At 43.7% G+C, this 19,289-nt stretch carries 18 protein-coding genes and 2 pseudogenes; 17 read left to right on the forward strand and 3 right to left on the reverse strand.

What is annotated here, in order from left to right:
• Positions 1–101: 101 nt before the first annotated feature.
• From ACFTRD_RS12535 to ACFTRD_RS12555, 5 genes and pseudogenes are all read left to right on the forward strand, one after another.
• Positions 102–1,427 (forward strand): replication-associated recombination protein A, encoded by a 1,326-nt coding sequence (locus tag ACFTRD_RS12535; RefSeq protein ID WP_379380228.1) that lies wholly within the window; start codon positions 102–104, stop codon positions 1,425–1,427.
• Positions 1,428–1,451: 24 nt separating this feature from the next.
• The gene (locus ACFTRD_RS12540; protein WP_379380230.1) at positions 1,452–1,793 is read left to right on the forward strand and encodes an MmcQ/YjbR family DNA-binding protein; all 342 of its coding nucleotides are present in this window, start codon (positions 1,452–1,454) and stop codon (positions 1,791–1,793) included.
• Between the two features lie 652 nt (positions 1,794–2,445).
• Positions 2,446–3,696 carry a multidrug effflux MFS transporter gene (locus ACFTRD_RS12545; RefSeq protein WP_379380232.1) on the forward strand — a complete coding sequence of 417 codons (1,251 nt, stop codon included), beginning with the start codon at positions 2,446–2,448 and terminating at the stop codon, positions 3,694–3,696.
• Between the two features lie 333 nt (positions 3,697–4,029).
• Complete coding sequence (locus ACFTRD_RS12550; RefSeq protein WP_379380234.1) at positions 4,030–4,452, forward strand: MaoC family dehydratase; 423 nt, start codon at positions 4,030–4,032, stop codon at positions 4,450–4,452.
• A 123-nt stretch (positions 4,453–4,575) separates the two neighbouring features.
• Positions 4,576–5,020, forward strand: a pseudogene (locus ACFTRD_RS12555) (transposase domain-containing protein); the annotation flags it as partial.
• Positions 5,021–5,334: 314 nt separating this feature from the next.
• Here ACFTRD_RS12555 and ACFTRD_RS12565 read toward each other — a convergent pair.
• Together ACFTRD_RS12565 and ACFTRD_RS12570 are read right to left on the reverse strand one after the other, a co-directional pair.
• On the reverse strand, positions 5,335–5,514 hold the full coding sequence (locus tag ACFTRD_RS12565) for an H-type small acid-soluble spore protein (protein WP_379380240.1): 180 nt from the start codon (positions 5,512–5,514) through the stop codon (positions 5,335–5,337).
• Positions 5,515–5,525: 11 nt separating this feature from the next.
• Positions 5,526–5,696 (reverse strand): hypothetical protein, encoded by a 171-nt coding sequence (locus tag ACFTRD_RS12570; RefSeq protein ID WP_192267798.1) that lies wholly within the window; start codon positions 5,694–5,696, stop codon positions 5,526–5,528.
• Positions 5,697–6,124: 428 nt separating this feature from the next.
• Here ACFTRD_RS12570 and ACFTRD_RS12575 point away from each other — a divergent pair, with 428 nt between their 5' ends.
• Positions 6,125–6,814 carry a glycosyltransferase gene (locus ACFTRD_RS12575; RefSeq protein WP_379380243.1) on the forward strand — a complete coding sequence of 230 codons (690 nt, stop codon included), beginning with the start codon at positions 6,125–6,127 and terminating at the stop codon, positions 6,812–6,814.
• Between the two features lie 89 nt (positions 6,815–6,903).
• Positions 6,904–7,674, forward strand: coding sequence for a hypothetical protein (locus ACFTRD_RS12580; protein WP_379380245.1), 771 nt, complete (start codon positions 6,904–6,906; stop codon positions 7,672–7,674).
• A gap of 976 nt (positions 7,675–8,650) precedes the next feature.
• Here ACFTRD_RS12580 and ACFTRD_RS12585 read toward each other — a convergent pair.
• Positions 8,651–11,179, reverse strand: coding sequence for a helix-turn-helix domain-containing protein (locus tag ACFTRD_RS12585; protein ID WP_379380247.1), 2,529 nt, complete (start codon positions 11,177–11,179; stop codon positions 8,651–8,653).
• A gap of 130 nt (positions 11,180–11,309) precedes the next feature.
• Here ACFTRD_RS12585 and ACFTRD_RS12590 point away from each other — a divergent pair, with 130 nt between their 5' ends.
• The 10 genes and pseudogenes from ACFTRD_RS12590 (at position 11,310) to ACFTRD_RS12635 (ending at position 19,260) form a co-directional block, all read left to right on the forward strand.
• Complete coding sequence (locus ACFTRD_RS12590) at positions 11,310–11,693, forward strand: tautomerase family protein (RefSeq protein ID WP_379380249.1); 384 nt, start codon at positions 11,310–11,312, stop codon at positions 11,691–11,693.
• 46 nt (positions 11,694–11,739) lie between these two features.
• The gene (locus ACFTRD_RS12595; RefSeq protein ID WP_379380251.1) at positions 11,740–12,375 is read left to right on the forward strand and encodes an FMN-dependent NADH-azoreductase; all 636 of its coding nucleotides are present in this window, start codon (positions 11,740–11,742) and stop codon (positions 12,373–12,375) included.
• A 124-nt stretch (positions 12,376–12,499) separates the two neighbouring features.
• Positions 12,500–12,718, forward strand: a pseudogene (locus ACFTRD_RS12600) (MFS transporter); the annotation flags it as partial.
• A gap of 260 nt (positions 12,719–12,978) precedes the next feature.
• The gene (locus ACFTRD_RS12605; protein ID WP_379380253.1) at positions 12,979–13,662 is read left to right on the forward strand and encodes a metal-dependent hydrolase; all 684 of its coding nucleotides are present in this window, start codon (positions 12,979–12,981) and stop codon (positions 13,660–13,662) included.
• 238 nt (positions 13,663–13,900) lie between these two features.
• The gene (locus tag ACFTRD_RS12610) at positions 13,901–14,146 is read left to right on the forward strand and encodes an ABC transporter ATP-binding protein (RefSeq protein WP_379380255.1); all 246 of its coding nucleotides are present in this window, start codon (positions 13,901–13,903) and stop codon (positions 14,144–14,146) included.
• 40 nt (positions 14,147–14,186) lie between these two features.
• Positions 14,187–14,735 carry a carboxymuconolactone decarboxylase family protein gene (locus ACFTRD_RS12615; RefSeq protein ID WP_379380257.1) on the forward strand — a complete coding sequence of 183 codons (549 nt, stop codon included), beginning with the start codon at positions 14,187–14,189 and terminating at the stop codon, positions 14,733–14,735.
• A gap of 259 nt (positions 14,736–14,994) precedes the next feature.
• Positions 14,995–15,705 carry a FadR/GntR family transcriptional regulator gene (locus ACFTRD_RS12620; RefSeq protein WP_379380259.1) on the forward strand — a complete coding sequence of 237 codons (711 nt, stop codon included), beginning with the start codon at positions 14,995–14,997 and terminating at the stop codon, positions 15,703–15,705.
• 292 nt (positions 15,706–15,997) lie between these two features.
• A complete protein-coding gene (locus ACFTRD_RS12625; protein ID WP_379380261.1) occupies positions 15,998–17,344 on the forward strand; it encodes an MFS transporter in 1,347 nt (448 codons plus the stop codon).
• Between the two features lie 120 nt (positions 17,345–17,464).
• Positions 17,465–18,298, forward strand: a complete 834-nt coding sequence (locus tag ACFTRD_RS12630) for a transketolase (RefSeq protein ID WP_379380263.1) — start codon at positions 17,465–17,467, stop codon at positions 18,296–18,298.
• Positions 18,298–19,260, forward strand: coding sequence for a transketolase family protein (locus ACFTRD_RS12635; protein ID WP_379380265.1), 963 nt, complete (start codon positions 18,298–18,300; stop codon positions 19,258–19,260). The genes ACFTRD_RS12630 and ACFTRD_RS12635 overlap by 1 nt, the downstream gene beginning before the upstream one ends.
• Positions 19,261–19,289: the final 29 nt, after the last annotated feature.

Raw genomic sequence — 19,289 nt, forward strand, 5'->3', positions numbered from 1 at the left:
CATGCCGAAAGTACATGGTTGGGGAACACATCAAAAGGACTTGGTTTAACCATTATAGAGTTTTAAGGGAACACATTTGTTCTACAAAAGGGAGTGATACAGTGATACAAGGAACATTATTTGATAATGAACATGATCGACCATTGGCTAATCGTGTGCGTCCTCAATCGTTGGAAGACTTTATGGGCCAAAAACATTTACTTGGCCCTGGAAAAGTTCTGCAAGATATGATTAAAAATGATCAAGTGTCTTCTATGATATTTTGGGGTCCTCCAGGTGTTGGCAAAACAACGCTAGCTAAAATCATTGCCAATCAAACCAAGTCTAAGTTTATTGATTTTAGTGCTGTAACTAGCGGTATTAAAGATATCCGAAATGTAATGAAGGAAGCTGAGGGAAACAGGCAATTAGGGGAGAAAACCCTCCTATTCATCGATGAAATTCATCGCTTCAATAAAGCACAACAGGATGCTTTTCTTCCGTATGTGGAAAAAGGAAGCATTATTCTCATCGGCGCGACAACCGAAAATCCATCGTTTGAAGTTAACTCAGCCTTACTATCTCGGAGCAAAGTATTTGTCCTTCATCAATTAAGCAGTGAAGATATTGTTGAGTTGTTAGAAAAAGCGATTTTGGATCCTAAAGGATACGGAGATCAAAAGATCGGTTTTGAAGACGGCGTACTATCTGCTATTGCAGAATATTCAAATGGCGATGCCAGGGTGGCATTAAACACCTTAGAAATGGCTGTGCTAAATGGAGAGAAACAAGGTGAAGCTATTGAAATTAGCAAAGAAGGGCTGCTTCAAATTATTCATCGAAAATCACTATTGTACGACAAAGATGGAGAAGAACACTACAATATCATTTCAGCATTGCATAAATCCATGCGAAATAGTGATGTGAATGCATCTATTTATTGGTTGTCTCGAATGTTGGAATCAGGTGAAGATCCTTTATTTATCGCTCGTAGGCTAGTCAGGTTTGCAAGTGAGGACGTGGGTTTGGCAGACAATAGGGCATTGGAAATCACTGTTTCGGTATTCCAGGCATGTCAATTTATAGGGATGCCTGAGTGTGATGTTCATCTAACACAAGCCGTTATTTATCTGACCCTGGCTCCCAAATCAAATTCAGCTTACTTGGCCTACCGTTATGCGAAAAAAGACGCCTTACATTCCATGAGTGAGCCTGTTCCTTTGCAACTTCGGAACGCTCCAACGAAGCTTATGAAAGAGCTGAATTATGGCAAAGGGTATCAGTATGCCCATGACACAGAAGAAAAGCTAACAAGGATGCAGACCATGCCAGAGTCCCTGATCGGACGCGAATATTATCATCCAACAACACAGGGATCTGAATCTAAAATTAAACAAAGGATGGAAGAAATTGCAGCATGGTACAAGCAAAACAACAATCATGAATAACTTAACAGATAGGAGAAGACCAAAATGAAATTAGACGAAATCGTAGAATACTGTTTGTCTTATCCAGTCTCATATGAGGATCATCCTTTTGGAGAGGGTTGGACAGCCATACGCCACAAAGGAAACGAGAAGATCTTTGCGTTAATATTTGAAAAAGATGATCATCTTTGCGTTAACTTGAAATGTGATCCTGATCGCTCTGATTTCCTTCGAAACGCATTTGAAGAAGTTAAGCCCGGATATCATATGAGTAAAGAACATTGGAATACAATCATCCTGGATGGAAACCTTCCGGAGGATGATCTTCACGATATGGTAAAACATAGTTTTGACCTGACGAAACCCAAACGTAAAGTGAAAAAATAACTTATATAGATACGTAATTCCATGTAGGAACAATGGAATGTGTGTTTCTCCAGGTGGGAAATTAACATGAACTAGTCTGTTTCTGTTTAAACGTCGATAGTGTTGTTGAGGGACAAGAACAGGGACCGATTACCGATTAGGCAGGTACCACGGATTTGTACGTGTATACTCAGATGCTGTGGCATAAAGACAAATGGATTTCACCAAACATCCATTCGTTCATCGAGGCTGTCAGGGAGGTTATGTTGCGGGTGCATCGAGTGGAATTGGAGAGGTTTCGGCAAGACTGGTGAAATATCTCATCGATAAACGAAATGAAGTGTCGATTCCAAGAGGGTTGATAAATTCTTATTAGCCTGCGTTAAATAAATGATTTGACATACAGTTAACTCTATGTCTTATACTTCGAATAGGCTTGTAGAGTGAGAACTAAAATGTAAATGCTCAGGCTAAGTTTATGGGAATATACTTTATTGAAAGTAAGTTCAAAAGGAGGGGAAAGTCTGGAATTCACCTATCGCTCAAGGTACACACTTTTAGTAGAAATCGCATATGTCTTTCAGTACTGAAGTTATTGTGGCAATGTGCATATTGACTGGGGTCTACATTCAAATAAATTAAATTATGTAATGAATTGGAGATTTAATCAACAATGATAAAGAGCAATAATTGGAATGTATTTGGCCTGGCGTTGTTGCTGGGTTTATTTTCAACATTAGGCCCATTTACTATTGATATGTATTTACCGGCTTTTCCTGAGATTGCAGAAAATTTCAATACAAACGCGTCACTTGTTCAGTTTAGTCTGACTGCCTGTTTATTAGGACTAGGTATGGGACAACTGGTTATGGGTCCTTTGAGTGATGCTTATGGTAGACGTAAACCGTTGTTAATCTCCATGACAGCCTATATTATTTGTTCCGTGGCGTGCGCTTATGCTCCTAATATCGGGCTATTGATTTTGTTTCGTTTCACTCAAGGATTTTCGGCTTCAGCAGGGATTGTCATTTCTCGCGCGATAGCTAGGGACCTATACAGTGGACATGAACTCACTAAATTTTTCTCTTTGCTTCTGCTTGTAGGGAATTTGGGGCCTTTGGCAGCACCGATCGCAGGAAGTGGCATTCTTTCATTCACGACATGGATTGGTGTGTTTATCTCACTTGCTTGTTTGGGGATTTTCTTATTAATAATGACAAAATGGGGTTTAAAGGAGACAAATCCACCTGAACGACGTGTGACTCCCAACTTCAAATACCAGTTGGGGAGTTACAGAAAGCTTTTACGTGACCGCAAGTTTGTTGGCTACATGCTGTCACAGGGAATCATGACGGCTGGGGTCTTTGCATATGTAGCAGGAACACCATTTATTTACCAAAATATCTATGGAGTCACACCAACTGTATTTGCTATATTGTTTGCTTCGAACGGGATAAGTTTGATCATCGGTTCCCAAATCGTGGGTCGGTTGTCACAACGTATCCCTGAGCAGACCCTCCTATTATCTGGACTGTGGCTTGCTTTAGTGGCAAGCGTGGCGGCCTTGGTGGTAACTGCAGTTCATGGCCCGCTGTTCGCTTTAGTCATTCCATTGTTCTTCTTTGTTTGCTCTATAGGCATTACTTCTACTGCGGCATTTCCACTTGCCATGGAGAGTCAAGCTAAGATGGCTGGAAGTGCAGCAGCATTACTCGGAGTTGTTCCTTTTCTTTTAGGTGCGTTGGTCGCTCCTCTGGTCGGTATCGCAGGGGAAGACACTGCCGTCCCGTTAGGACTCACTTTATTACTTACCAGTATCATTGCGATTCTGACTTACTTCCTACTAGTTAAGAACATCTCGCGTCACACACCTCAACATGCTCAGTCTGATCCTTCTTTTAACTCAGAAAGGGTTGATGTATAGGATCATTAGAGAAGGGTGACCATGCAGGTTTTCTATCAGAAGATTCATTTTTTCTCTTTTGAAGGAGCAGCATTTTGATGACTTTAAATCTTTAAGAACATGGTTTTGAATGAAAACACAATATAAGCGGACAATTTCTCACAAAACTGGTACTGCAGTTTCGTGAGAATTTTTCTAATCATAAGTTAGTACCAAGTACTATGATTAGGTGTTATAATTGAGATATAAATATTAATTAATGAATCATAAAAATAGTTTCAGCGATCTTAACCATTGAAAATTTAAGAAACATATTCACTCAACCCATAATCTTCAGTAAGGGAGTTTTTATTTATGAAATTCAATGATTTTTTTGTTGGACAGACCTTTAAAACAAAGTTCTTAGAAATGAGTAAAGAGGACATTATGAGATTTGCATCCGAGTTTGACCCGCAATATATGCATTTGGATGAAGATAAAGCAAAAAAGGGACGCTTTAATGGGATCATTGCTTCTGGGGTTCATACCTTAGCTGTTACATTTAAACTATGGATTGAAACAGGCAGCTATGGCGATGATGTAATTGCTGGAACCGCATTCAATAATATCAAATTTATTAAACCAGTATATCCAGGAGACATATTGAATGCCCATGTTGAAGTTATTGAAGTAAAAGAGAAAAATGACACAGGACTCGTTACAGTGAGGTTTTCGACTTTCAATAACAACGAGGAACTGGTTTTTACAGGGGACTTATCAGCTTTGGTTCAGAAGTAGACCTTGATGAGGAAAATGACTGTAACACCTTTGAAGAGGTCCTTGCTGGATTGAAAGGACCTCTTCGATTTTGGTGATTGGGAACTTCATGTGGGGACGAACTTAGCAAGCGACATGTTTATTATGAAAACGGAACCGGAATCCCTTACCCTGGAACAATTCCAGCAGCAAAATGCTCAGCTGGAGAAACAAAATGCCGAATTGTCGGCCAACTCAACTGGTACGAAGAACAGTTCCGGCTTGCTCAGAAGAAGCGTTTCGGTGCTTCCAGCGAGAAGACGCACCCAGATCAACTGGAGTTGAATCTGTTTAACGAAGCGGAAGTGACCGCTGAGCCTGAGCCGGAGAACGAACAGATTAATTACGAGCGCCGGAAAACGAGTGGCAAGCGTGAAACGGATCTCTCGAAGCTACCTGTCGAAACCGTGACGTATGCCCTTGACGAAGGCGAGCAAATCTGCGGCTGCTGCAGCGGGCGCTACATGAAATGACGACGGAGACTCGTCGTGAGATCGCGGTGGTACCACCGCAGGTCAAGGTGGTACAGCATGTGCGGCAGATGTATGCTGTACCTGTTTGAGGAGTTGCCACAGCTGACTGACTTGCAAGAGCCGGAAGCATTAACAGCGTTCATGCCATGGTCTCCTCAGCTTCCGGACACCTGTCGTATGCACTAATCTGTATTCATCTTACACTGGTCCCATCCTAAACTAGGTGGGGTCTATTTGATGCTCACGCCAGGCTAGCGTCTTTAGGCGCAGTTTGGCAACAAGGGGTTATATCCCAAGAGCAAACCACCCGTTGGACGGGTGGTCATGATTGTAGGCAAAAAGTTTTACGGCTGCACTATAAAAGGTGGGAGTGCTCCTCATCCGCCTTATTCTAAGGATGTTCAGTCAGACTGGATAAAGGAACTGTTAATTCCTGCTCCGAGTTTCCGATCAGATAGATCCGAGCTGTTTCATCCTCATTGACATGCTGGATAAAGATAGGGTTATCGTTGTAAGTTACATTTTTCATAATGGCCGATTCAGAAATTTCAATCGCTCTTTGTTTGTTCATGAGAATTCTCCTTATTCTGAAAGCTCATTCGATTGATCCATATGACTGTGAGTGGCCTTTTTTATTTCTTGGTCGAGTTTCGATTGTCCCTGAATTTCTGCGGCAGTCTCCATCTGATTGTTCAGCTGCTGCTCGATCTGTCCTATTCCATGTGCTTCTTGTTGCTGTTTGCTCTTAGCCAAAACGATCCCTCCATGTAGTGATCAAATCTTTAAAATCCCTGCATCACTACATTGCACCAAACAGTAAGAGCTTATGCAAAATTTTTCTCGTAAATCTGATCAGCAAGATCGAATGGAGGGTAGGTCACATCGGTAAACCATTTCGTATTGGATGCCGTAAAGTTGAAACCTTTAGTGGACTTTTTACACACTGTCTACACTTTTGGTGGGATATTCATCTTATACTCTATCAAGATCAGTTCAAGTGTCCGTTACGTCTTGCTTAGTTACTCATACATTATAGAGTCGGCAGAATTGGATGAAGACAGTAAGCTCGTTGAGACGGGCATGGATTGCGAGGTTTAGAGATTCAACGTCATGACTTGTCTGTTTTCTGAAAGTTGTCCTTGCCACACCACAGATGATAGATTTTATGAGGAGGCGAAATTATGACAAGAAAAGTCGTGATCGAGATTAATTTCAACAACTATGGTTTTGACCCGCTGCGTCTGACAAGAGAATGGCTGGAGCGAAGAATGGACATTTTTCGCAGGTTTACGCTGAACTGCCTCAAGGCGCAGACGAATCAGGATTTCCTGACCGTAGTGAAGCTCTCGAAGGAATCTGGAGAGTTGATGCAGGAAATTTTGGCAGAGCAGGAACCTTTGCCGGCCAATATCCGTTTCGGAACGCATATCGAGAGCGTTCGTGCCATACTTGCCTTTGCGGAAGGACATGAAGACATTTACATTGCCAGACTGGATTCGGATGACCTGTACCATAGAACGTTTGTTCAGCAGCTATATAACGTGCAGCCAAAGACAGAGACGATGGCACTAATCAACCAGAATGGGTATCTGTGGGACAGCGTCAATAATGAGATGGCACCGACGTTTCATCGTTCACCGCAATTCTATGTGTATCTGTATAAAACGGAGCAATACGCCTCAGGATACCGCGTCAAATTACCGGGGAGAGGCACCCATGGAAATGTCATTGATCTGCCACATGAGTTGCTGCCTCCACGCAATTATATCAATGTTGTTCATTCCAGTAACACCTCGGTCAAAAAGGTTCCACCTAAAGACCGGCTGAGTGGAGACGAGATTGAACAAGTATTAAGGGAATTCATGATCTGACCAAGGGCGTTCTTGATAGATTCAGGGCAAACGAGGAGGCACAGGTTAATACGTAGACCATCCCTGAACGTCAAAGGAGGGCTAAGAGAATGTCTAAGGAAAAAAAGATTATTGTAGAAATGCTCTTTAATAACTGGGGAGCGACAGCGGATCGACTGACCAAGCGCTGGATAGAATACAGAATAGATCTATTCATGAAATATGCACTCAAGAGCCTGCTCCTTCAATCTTCTCAGGAGTTTACCTGCTACGTGCTGTATGATCCGAAGTCTGAGAAGCTCATACAAGGGGCCCTAAAAAAATATCCTCCCCTTCCTTCCAATATCTGTTTTGTTACACCTATAGACTACCAAGCTCATGTCATCCAAGATATTGAAGAGTTCAAATATTTGTACCGCGTCTATCTGTCCAGTGACGATATGTACCACAAAGATTTTATAAAAAAGCTGCATGCCTATAAACCCCAAAAAGACACGGTAGCCCTGGTACCGCAATACGGTTACATCTACGACTCGGTACAAAACCGACTGGGTAAATTTTTTTTCTGGCTTCCCAGCTACGGTGTAACACTTGTCAATGTGAATGAGTATTTGAGAGAACAAGCGGCCCGTTATAGTTGGCGCGATGCATTTAAGGTTCCCAGGGAATTCATTAATATCAAAGAACCAATCTGGATCAATCATATTCATGGACAGAATACAGGAACAACTTTTGACAATGTACTGACATGGAAAATAGTAAATATTCATGATGCTTGTACGTTGGAGCCTTGGAATAACAGTAAGCAACCTAGAGCTGTTTTCGGTCCTGAAATCACAAATCCAGGTGAGATCGAACAGATACTGAATAACTTTTTCTAAATATGTGTTCCTTTTCCCAATGTCATAATTACGGCTCATACGATAATCATTCCATAATTTCACGTAAGTTCTGCTCCGATTGCCGAAATGGTAAAGAACTTGTTCTGATTAGTGTAACCTATCTGCATAACTAATCCCCCGGTGAATCTCTACCGGGGGATTAGTTATGCGTCTTAGTCTAAATTATGATTTAGTTAAACATTAAAGATGTTGGATGAATGATAGATGTCATAATGGGAGTTAGTCACTTAATCCGAGTATGCAGCAGCATTAAAACTCTCCATACCTTACGGATACCACTATTCTTAATCCCACTGTCTGGAAATTTGTTACTGTGTCAGCTTTTCTATGGGATATATCATTTACGATGCTTCTAAAGGACTACGAAGGTAACGAAATCCTGGAGGAATTACCGATTGTAACGAGGAGAGTTTGGATGTTAATAACATTAGTTATCATGATCGGACCTCTATACTATGGGCTGTTCAGATATTCTTTTTTATGAATGGTCAGGTAATCCCAACGTTAACCGTGTTTCTGGTAACCGTTCGGCGAGAGAGGACCCATTGCGGAGGATGCGATACTGCAACCATTTGTCTCTTTGATGAACATTGGAATCACAGCCCTTTTCAATCTTCTACGGTAATTCTAAGTCAAATTAGTGATGAGCATAAGTGGCTATTCGTCCATATTTATGAGACGCCGCATTTTGATTGAACTAACGGGAAGGATAGTTTAAGATTATTCACACTGAATCTAGTCACGATGCATTGCTTTATTTCAGCTTTTTGACATTATTCGTCATTATAGCAACTGCAATGCTCCCAGAAACGGGGCCTAAAGGCAAAAAGAAAATCGCATCCTAATAACAAACAAGCGCCTGGTCTCTCCGAATGCGAAGAGATCAGGCGCTTGTTTTGGTTATAGCAATCAAACAAATGGATTGCAGGCGACAACTTATTCGAAGTAGTGCTATCTAAATCTCCAATGCATATGCAAGGGCTTGAGATCGAGACATTCCTCTGCCTTTGTTCCACCACTCATGCAACTCCTGATCTGCCAAAGCATGCTGAAGTGCGAGTACAGTCTCTTGGTGCTCCGCAGGGAAATTCGGCGTGCTTTCCCCGTCAAGGCTTTGGCGACCTTTCTCTGCGGCTCCGAGAAGCAGTGCAGCCTCGGAGAAGGCATCCTTGGCACATAGTGCGATGCCCAATCCCTCTATACCACGAGAAAGAACCCAAGATCCTCTGTAGATCTGGCTCGCTGCGATACATTTTTTGAAATATTCAATCGACACAGCAAGTTCTCCGAGTTTCAAGGAAGAGTATCCCAGACACTCGTACGGACCGGATACTTCCCATTGGTCCTGAACCGATTCAAAGAATTGAACGCTCTCTTTCAGGAGTAATGAAGCTTCGTAATATTGCTTTTGCTCCAAACGGAGCTTCCCCCAGGCATGTAACGATGATGCCAAGTTCCATAAATCACCCGAGGTTCTCGCCATCTCAACGCTCTGCTGCACGAGCGGCTCGGCTTCTTGCATGCGATTCAGTTTGATGTGGAGAAATGCGAGCAGCCGAAGGGAAGAGGCCAAGAGAGAGGCTTCTCTCAGATCGCGGGCGAGATCCGCGCTGCGGGTCGCCGCAGCCATTGCACCTTCCATATTTCCCTGTATGAATTGTATGACGCCTTGTCCATGCAAGGCTTTGGCGCAATCGGCGTCTGGCGAACCAGCATTCACATCGCTGTCCAAAAAGCGGTCTAGCCAGAACAGTCCTTCTTTCAGCCTGCCCTCATGAAGCCAAAACCAATACAGATTGGACACCATATGTAGTCCGAACGAACGAGCTTGCGGATTGGCATAAGACCATTGAAGAGCCGAGCGTAGATTGGTATATTCCCGTCTCACTTCTTCAATACACGCCTCGCGCTCGCGGGTCCTGAACTTGGGTTCCGCACGGAGCAGGCATTGACTGTAATACCGTAGATGGCGCTCGTAGAGCGCTTGACGCTTACATTCTTCGGATTCATCCCGCAGCTTCCCGCTTGCATATTCCTTAATGGATTCCAACATGAAATAACGGACGAAGCAATAGTCTTCGCCAATCTCGTTGGAAACGAGAGATTTGTTGACCAGGCCGGACAACAGATCAAGCATATCCTCCCCAGTGATGCGATCTTCCCGATCAGGCATTCCAGGCTCACAGATACAGATTTCTTCCGCTGCCTCCAACGTGAACCCTCCCGAAAATACACTGAGCCGCCTGAGCAGCAGTCGTTCCTTGCCGGTCAACAGATTGTAGCTCCAGTCAATCGTGGATTTCAGCGTCTGTTGCCGGGGTGCAGCTGTTCGCTTCCCGGCAGTCAACAATGTCAACAAGTTGGCCAGACGTTCTTCAATCTGTTGCAATGTCAGAATGTTCATCCGGGCAACAGCAAGTTCAATGGCCAACGGGATTCCCTCCACCCTTTTGCAGATGGCGCCAACAAGTCTGAGTTTTGGCAACGTAGGCTGAAATTGGGGCGCCGCAATACGCGCCCGCTCCAAAAACAGTTGCACGGCTTCGAATCCCATAATCTCCTGTTCGGTGAGATCATGCAGTGAATGCTCATCAGGGGGAAAAGACAATGGGGGAATTCGGTAGACAGATTCTCCAGAGATATTGAGCGGCTCCCGGGTAGTTGCGAGAATGGTCAATCCCGGTGCAGCCGCCAGAAGCAACTCGGCCAGAGATGTACTGGCATCGATGACATGTTCGCAGTTGTCGAAAATGAACAACATGCTTTGGCTGGAGACAGCATCCAGCACGGCTTGAAGGTCTGTCCGGTTCGCCTGATTATGCAGCCCCAGCGTGGATAAGAGCAACTGACCCAAATCATCCCGTTCAATTATGTCGCCGAATTCGAACATCCAGACCCCTTGCGGATATTTGTCGGAAAGGACTGAAGCCACCTCAACGGCTAGAGACGTTTTACCGATTCCTCCGGGCCCTACGATCGAAACCAGGGCGTGCACGCTTAACCGTTCCGTCAGTTCTACTTTGGATTGATTCCGCCCAACGAAGAGAGAAGGAAGTTTCGGTAATCGGTTTGCTACCTTAATTGAAGTCAATGGCTTATCATGGATTGGTTCCGGTTCCATTTCTTCCATGGTAACCAACGTTTCGAACCAGGCAACGTCAAAGTCTGGAAACTCCCGATGGGTAGCTGAACGTGCTTCCGAAAAGCGTTTTACAGCAAGCCATAGTTCCTCCGCCTCCTGACGCGGTTCGCCTTCCAGAAAAAGTCTTTCTTCCCAAAATACCTGAATTATTCGTTTGAGATTACCTACGCTGGGAAGCCGATCTCCGTTTTCCCATTGCTGTACCGTTCGCGGATCAACGCCAACACGCTTGGCCAGATCCACTTGCCGCATCCTTTTGGATAAGCCGTTTCTAGCAGGTCTGGAACGAATTTTTTTGATCCATTCATGAGGCCAATCTTTCGAAAATTTCCCGTCTTCCATATGATCACCTGAATTTCATATTCTGAGCTACTGTGACACGAACAAACACGAACTCATATACATTCGTGTTCTGGATTCTAGCAGATAAAATAAAGCATATCAACAAAAACAAAACAAGGAGGTAACTCACATGCCATTAACACGCATCGTTACATTGAAAGGCCGCTCAAGTGAAGAGAAATCCCAAATCGGTGAAGTTGTTTTGCAAACGATCGTAGATAAACTGCACGTACCTGCAAACGATCGTTTTCTGATCATTGAAGAACTGGATCGCGAAAATTTCAGTTTTGATCCGAATTGCCTGGATATCGAAAGAAGTGACGGTTTCCTCATTGTTCAAATTACATTGAACGCCGGTCGTTCTGACGAAGTGAAGAAAGAGTTCTACGCGGCACTTGCCGAGCAGCTGAATCAGAAGAGTGGCATCCGAAAAGAAGATGTATTCATCAATCTGATTGAGGTTACCAAAGAAAACTGGTCATATGGCAACGGTCTTGCCCCATTCATCGCATAAATACACAACTTACAAAAATTCGTATAAACGAGAGGAAGATATAATCATGTCAACACTTCTATACATTACAGCTCACCCAGGTAACCCTGAAGCATCGTATAGCCTTTCCGTCGGAGAACAATTTGTACAAGCTTACCAAGAAAGCAACCCTGGAGACAAGGTTGTGCATGTAGATCTGTATGAACGTGACATTCCCCAGATTGATGCTGACGTATTTAGCGCTTGGGGCACACTGCAAACCGGTGGTGCGTTTGATCAATTGACAGCTGTGCAACAACAAAAGATTACTCAATTGAATAACTTGCTTGAAGAATTCGTAGCAGCAGATAAATATGTGTTCGTCACTCCAATGTGGAACTTCTCTTATCCTCCTGTAGTGAAAGCGTACATCGATTCCTTCTGTGTTAGAGCAAAAACGTTCAAATACACCGAAAATGGTCCTGTCGGATTGCTTGAAAATAAAAAAGCATTCCATATCCAGGCTACTGGCGGTGTTTACTCAGAAGGTCCTGTAGCAGATCGGGAGAACGCCAGCCGTCACTTGAAAACGGTCCTGAATTTCGTAGGTATTACAGACTTCGACAACCTGTTCGTGGAAGGAATCTCCACAGCAGGAGAACGCGCTCCACAGATCAAAGCAGATGCTATTGAAAAAGCCCGTAACGTAGCTCAAAACTTCTAATCCCCAATTAAATCCAGGTAGCATAAGCTGCACAATATTTGCCCATCAAAAGCTTGCTGGATTGCCAGCTTTTGATGGGCATGTTTATGAAATCTCGAATCTGTTGCCACACCCGTTAAGCGGAACAATCTGGTCTTTTATTGCACTGAGATTTATTCAGGGACTTGCAGGAAGCTTCGGTTTCATTTCCAGATCGATGGCGAGGGATCTCTCCTCAGGCTTTGAATTGACCCGGTTTTTCTCACTTTTGATGCTGGTCAATGGCGCAGGTCCAATATTTGCACCGATTGCGGGAGGACTGCTTATGCGTGTGACTTCCTGGCAGGGTGTTTTTGTGGCCTTAAGGGGTTTTGTACTTTGCTCGCAAATTACAGGTAGACTGTCTAGTAGAATTAGCGGACATACTCTTTTCGTCAGCAGAATTACATTGGCAACCATCAGCGGCGTCATACTATTCGTAGTGTTATTGAGTGGTGGTGGACAATCTGCTATACCTATGGGGACCGTCATCGCATGTTATCCAATATCGCCGCAGTTGTCTGTTACATTGCGTTAATCCGTAGAAACATGGCAAAATCGACAAATTAAGAGGAGGAACTATTAGTGAAAGTATCTTATCATGGACATTCTGTTGTGAAAATTGAGACAAACGGAAAGACCATTCTGATTGATCCGTTTATTACAGGCAACTCAAACACGGACCTGGATGCAGCTACTGTGAAAGCGGATGTAATCCTGTTAACCCACGGACATGGGGATCATGTGGGGGATACAGTTGACATTGCGAAGCGCAACGATGCACTGGTGATTGCATCTCCAGAACTCGCTGACATGTTAGGGTGGGAGCACGTTCGAACTCATCCGATGAGCATTGGCGGAGCGTACACATTTGACTTTGGAAAAGTGAAAATAACTCAAGCCTTCCATAGTTCAAGTTATGTCAATCCGGAGACCAAAACGATTATATATACAGGGATGCCTACCGGAATTCTATTCACAGCTGAAGGCAAAACCGTATACCATGCAGGGGATACAGGTTTATTTTACGATATGAAAGTGATTGGAGAACGTAACGATATTGATCTGGCTTTTCTGCCGATTGGAGATAACCATACGATGGGACCTGAAGACGCTGCGCTTGCGACAGATTGGCTTCAAGCAAAACAAGCCGTACCCATTCACTTCAATACGTTCCGGTTTATTAAGCAAGATCCACAGTCCTTTGTCTCACTTCTCCCGATCGGGGTAGGCAAAGTGCTTGAACCTGGCGAGGGAATTGAACTCTAAGTCTATGGTCTGTAACCCAATGAAGAACATATGAAAAGCCGCTTTTTAGTGGCTTTTTCGTGTGTCGTTTCAAATACATACATATGATCGTGAATAATGATTCTGAAACCGCTAACAACGTTATATTCCCAGCTCTAATTCGACATATTACGTGCTCAAAATCCATTTTGTGACATTGACAGAAAGATGCCAAAGGCATTGCCAGTTCCGGAGGAATGAGGCAACCTCGGCGCTGGATATGACGATTCAGGCACAAATCCTGGACTTGTTGAAAACTCTTCAACAGCAGAAAGGACTTTCCTATCTGTTTATTGCCCACGGTCTTGAAGTGATATACAGCATTTCACACCACGTGATGGTTATGAAAGCTGGTGAAGTTGTAGAAGAAGGCGAGACCAGACGTATTTTTCATGATCCAGAGCATGATTATACACGGTCATTAATTCAGGCAATCCCGAGAATCGAGATTCCGCAATTCGAATGAACCGTATTAGAATCCAATGATCCAAGAGGAGGAAAACAATATGAGCAGTGTAGTACCTGCATTACAATACGAAGAAATGTCTCAAGAAGCGAAGGATTTCGTCGATGCGCGAATCAAAAGCGGCAGTCGTGTAACCAATATGGTCAGAACGTTGCTATATTCCATGCCATCTTTTGAAGCTATGGAATTCTATCCGGTGCGCAATGAGCTGCAAAAGATCATTGGTAGCCGTGCCATTTATTTTTATTGTTATGCGATCTCGACTGAGAACGAATGTCTCGTCTGCTCCACCTATCATGCGAAGCTCCTGCGGGATCTGAACATCAGTTTCAATGAGTTCGAATTCACCGAAATTGAAAAAGTACTGATTGATTATGGACGTGGATTGGTGAACAATCTGAATACGATTGATACATCCATATACGACAGATTAAGAAGTGAATTCAGTTCGGAGGAGATTGTACTCATCACTACAGTTGGTTGCAAAATGATCGCATCCAACATTTTTAACGAAGCGATGAAGGTTGATCTGGATGAATATCTGTTCGAAGTGGAGTTTGACAAAAACATACTGCCAGACAAGTCTTAAATTCAAGGTTTCAAGTAGCTTTGGAGCCACCCAAACATGATCGCTTCATCGCGATCATGTTTTTTTTGAATTTGCTGACCAGCCGTGCAATCCGAACTGCCATCACATCATCACACTTGAATTGCGTGTAAAAACGTTGTATTTGTGCTTAATCTGATCACATTTGTCTAATAATCATGTTGTCTAACAAGATTCTAATTTATATAATGTTTATTGATATCGTTTTAGTGATCAGGAGTCATGAATTCAGCAGAAGGAAGTGATTTCAATACAATTTAATCGCGTATCAAGTAACAAATTGTACATTCAGATTTACGATCAGATTCTCTCTGAAATACAATCAGGCACGTTCCAGATTGGAGACAAGCTGCCCACAGAACGGGAGTTATGCGCGCAATTCGGCGTAAGTCGTGCTCCGATCAGACAAGCACTGAGTGCCTTGGAGATGAAAGGTTACATCTACTCCAGACAGGGTGAGGGTGTCTACGTCAAAAGCACCATGCCTCAAGAAGAAGCGTTCACCGATGAGTCTTTCATCAACTCCGTATCCCCGGAGGATATTGTTGAAGCCAGAATGAACATCGAACCACTTATTGCCCGTATGGCAGCTCAAAGGGCTACGGCCGACGAGATTCAGCAGCTTCGAGAGACCATCAAACAGATGGAAGCAGAGACAGCCAGGGGACATTATGTTCCCGAGACCGATGAGCGCTTGCATATGGAGATTGCCCGAGCTTCACACAATGATCTGTTTATTCAGTTCATGACCGTAATTACCCAAGCGATGAAGCAACAGGAGATGTGGAGATTTATCCGGGATCGTACGGTTACCCGTCCGGATTACCGCGATACGAACTTCAGCGAACATAAGGAAATTATTGACGCGATTGAGCAGAAGCAGGAAGATAAGGCTGCCAGGCTGATGACACAGCACATGCAGAATCTATTTAACCGCTATTGGAAAGATTAACGATAATCCCTATGCATTCCTTCAGCATAGGGATTATTTTCCAATTTCAAAATACAAGATTTAAAGAATACGTGTTGACAATTAAAAAACAAGTTGTTATATTCAGAACAGATCAACTTAGGATACAAGTTAACAAGATTACAAATAAGCAGGAGGTGTATACGTTTACAAGCACTTGGAAACGCTCTATTTAGAAAATGATGCCCGAATAAGACGGCATTAATTTTTAAATTGGAATTGTAAGCGTTTAATATGGCAATGGCTTTGCATCATTTATTGGGAGGATTTTCATATGGATCTACATCAACTCGAGAAGTCCACTGTTCGTAAAGTAACTATGCGATTGATTCCCTTCTTGTTCTTATGCTTTGCAATTTCAATTCTGGATCGGGTGAATATCGGCTTTGCCGCTTTAAGAATGAATGAGGATCTCGGATTTTCCGAGGCTGTGTACGGCTTTGGAGCAGGGGTTTTCTTTTTAGGATATTTTTTGCTTGAGGTACCCGGCAGTGCAATGATGACCAAGATAGGTGCCAGACGGTGGATCAGTCGGATCATGGTTTCATGGGGTATCATCGCAATTGTGATGGCGTTCATTCAAACTCCGATCCAATTTTATACTGTTCGATTTTTACTCGGTGTAGCCGAAGCCAGTTTTTATCCATGTATGGTACATTATTTGAGCGGTTTCTATCAATCCAAGCATCACGCAAAAGCCATTGCAGGATTCATGATTGCCATTCCGGCAGCGAATGCGATTGGATCTCCATTATCAACATTCCTGCTACAAATTGATTGGTTGGGACTCGCCGGTTGGCAGTGGTTGTTCATTTTGGAAGCGATACCAGCAATTATTCTCGGTGTTGTATGTTACTTCTATTTGACGGATCGTATTGAAGATGCAACATGGTTGACAGGTGCAGAGAAGACCTGGTTACTGGATGTTACACGTAAAGAGGCGCTGGAAAAGCAGAAAGTCAAAAAGCCCACGTTTCTCGAAGTATTGCGTGACAAGGACGTTCTCATTCTAGCTCTGGGTTACTTCTTCTGGATGTTTGGATATTATGGCATCAACATGTTTTTGCCGACGATTTCGAGAGGATTGACCGAGTCAACGGGCTGGTCCCTACAGAGTATTGGATGGTTGCTAGGATTCATGTATCTCTGTGCGATGGTTGTCATGTATCTGGTCGGTAAAAGTTCAGACAGACAGAATGAACGCAAATTCCACGTTGCTGGATGCTTGATCGTTAGTGCAACTGCGATGATTGCCAGTGTGTACGTTGCAGAAACCAGTCTGATCGGTGCGTTTGTACTCCTGACGATTAGTCTGTGTGGAGCATTTGGAGCCTACTCACCTTTCTGGGCAATACCACCATCCTTCCTTACTGGTGCAGCTGCAGGTGGCGCAATTGCACTAATCAACAGTATCGGTAATCTGGGTGGATTCTTTGGACCCTATTTTGTTGGGTTCATCAACGATTTGACCGGCAGTCACAATCTCGGACTGACGGTGTTGGGAATAAGCATGATTATAAGCGCAACTATTATCGTTTTCCTTGTGAAGCAATCAGGTAAAAGTCACAAAGTGAATCCAGGACGTCCCTTAGATCAAGCAAATTCAAGCAAGTTGGGCTGATCACAACAATTAAACGGGTATACAGCATCATTTAACTGCTCGTTTTTTTGCCTAAACTTAGGATACAAGTGAACAACATGATAACTTAACAGATCAAAATTTTAAAACGAGGTGAGCAAAATGACGAAACTCAGCGTCGAAGAGCTTAAACAGAAAGCAATAGAACTTAGACAATCCGCCATAACGATGATCTATGAAGCGCAGTCAGGGCATCCTGGAGGCTCACTGTCCGCAGCAGATATTGTAACCGCTCTATATTTCAATGAAATGAACATTGATCCTGCCAATCCCAAATGGGAAGAGCGTGACCGCTTTGTTTTATCCAAAGGGCATGTATGTCCGATTCAATACGCAGCTTTGCTTCATCGCGGCTTCGTTCCTTTCGAGAACATACACACACTTCGACAATACGGTTCTCCATTCCAGGGACATCCCGACATGAAAAAATGCCCAGGCATTGACATCTCGACAGGTTCTCTGGGTCAAGGACTTTCCTGCGCAGTAGGTATGGCTATAGCGGGCAAAAGGGATGAGAAATCATATCGGGTATTCGCCATGCTGGGGGATGGTGAATGTCAGGAAGGTCAAATATGGGAAGCTGCTCAGACTGCTAATAAATATCAGTTGGATAACTTGATTGTGTTTGTTGATGACAACAACTTGCAGATTGACGGAACTTGCGATGAAATCATGCCTAATCTGGACCTGGAAGTGAAATTCAAAGCTTTCGGATTCGACACCCGAAGAATCGACGGCCATGACATGCAGCAGATTGTAGATACACTGGATGAAATCCGAAATCTGGAGCATGGCAAGCCCATTTGTATCGTATGCAATACGGTCAAAGGCAGAGGTGTTTCATTTATGGAGGATGTATGTGGCTGGCATGGTGCTGCTCCGAAGGAAGCAGAGTATCTGCAGGCTTTGGAAGAAATTGCGGGAGGTCTAAAATAATGAGCACACAAAAAACGAACGTAGCTGAGAAAAGAATAGCGACGCGTGACGGTTTTGGACATGAGATTGTGGAACTTGGCAAAAAGAACAAGAACATTTATGTGGTAGATATTGATATTGGCAAGTCATGCAAAACAACGGAGTTTGCCAATCAGTTTCCGAATCAACATATCAATGTCGGTATTGCTGAGCAAAACGCGGCTGGACTTGCAGCCGGCTTGGCGACGACAGGTAAAATCCCGTTTATCAGCACCTATGCAGTATTCGGATCACTGCGCATGGCAGAACAGATTCGTCAGGAAGTCTGCTATCCGTTCCTGAACGTCAAAATTGCATGCTCTCATGGCGGATTGACTCCAGCCAACGACGGAGGAAGTCATCAGGCCATTGAAGATATGGGCGTACTTCGCTCCATTCCAAACATGACGGTTATTATGGGTGCAGATTACGCATCCACTCGCAAACTTGTTGCAAAAGCGGCAGAATATTACGGCCCTGTATATCTTCGTTTTACACGTGATACGATTCCGGTCATCTATGATGAAGACGAAGAATTTGAGATTGGAAAGGCTAAGGCACTGAAGGAAGGCAAGGATATTGCCATCATTGCCAACGGTGATACCGTTCATCTGGCCTTGAAAGCTTCTGAATTATTAGAGAATGAGGGCGTTTCCGTCACTTTACTCGATATGCATACCATTAAACCACTGGATCGACAGGCTGTCGTTGACTGCTTGAGTACCGGACGCATCATCACAGTAGAAGATCATAACATCCTGAATGGCCTGGGAAGTGCAGTTAGTGAGGTGGTTGCTGAGGAAGGTGGCGCCATTGTTCGCAGAATCGGGGTACAGGACCAATTCGGCGAATCCGCACCATACGAAAAGCTGCTTGAATTGAATGGGATTACAGTAGAGAACATCGTTCAGACTGCGCAAACCATGTTAAAGGACATCCGTTAAAACATTCACTACACCGTCGATGCAGCCAA

It is taken from the genome of Paenibacillus sp. NPDC056933, from assembly GCF_042674385.1.
In the GTDB taxonomy this organism is placed as follows: Bacteria; Bacillota; Bacilli; order Paenibacillales; family Paenibacillaceae; genus Paenibacillus.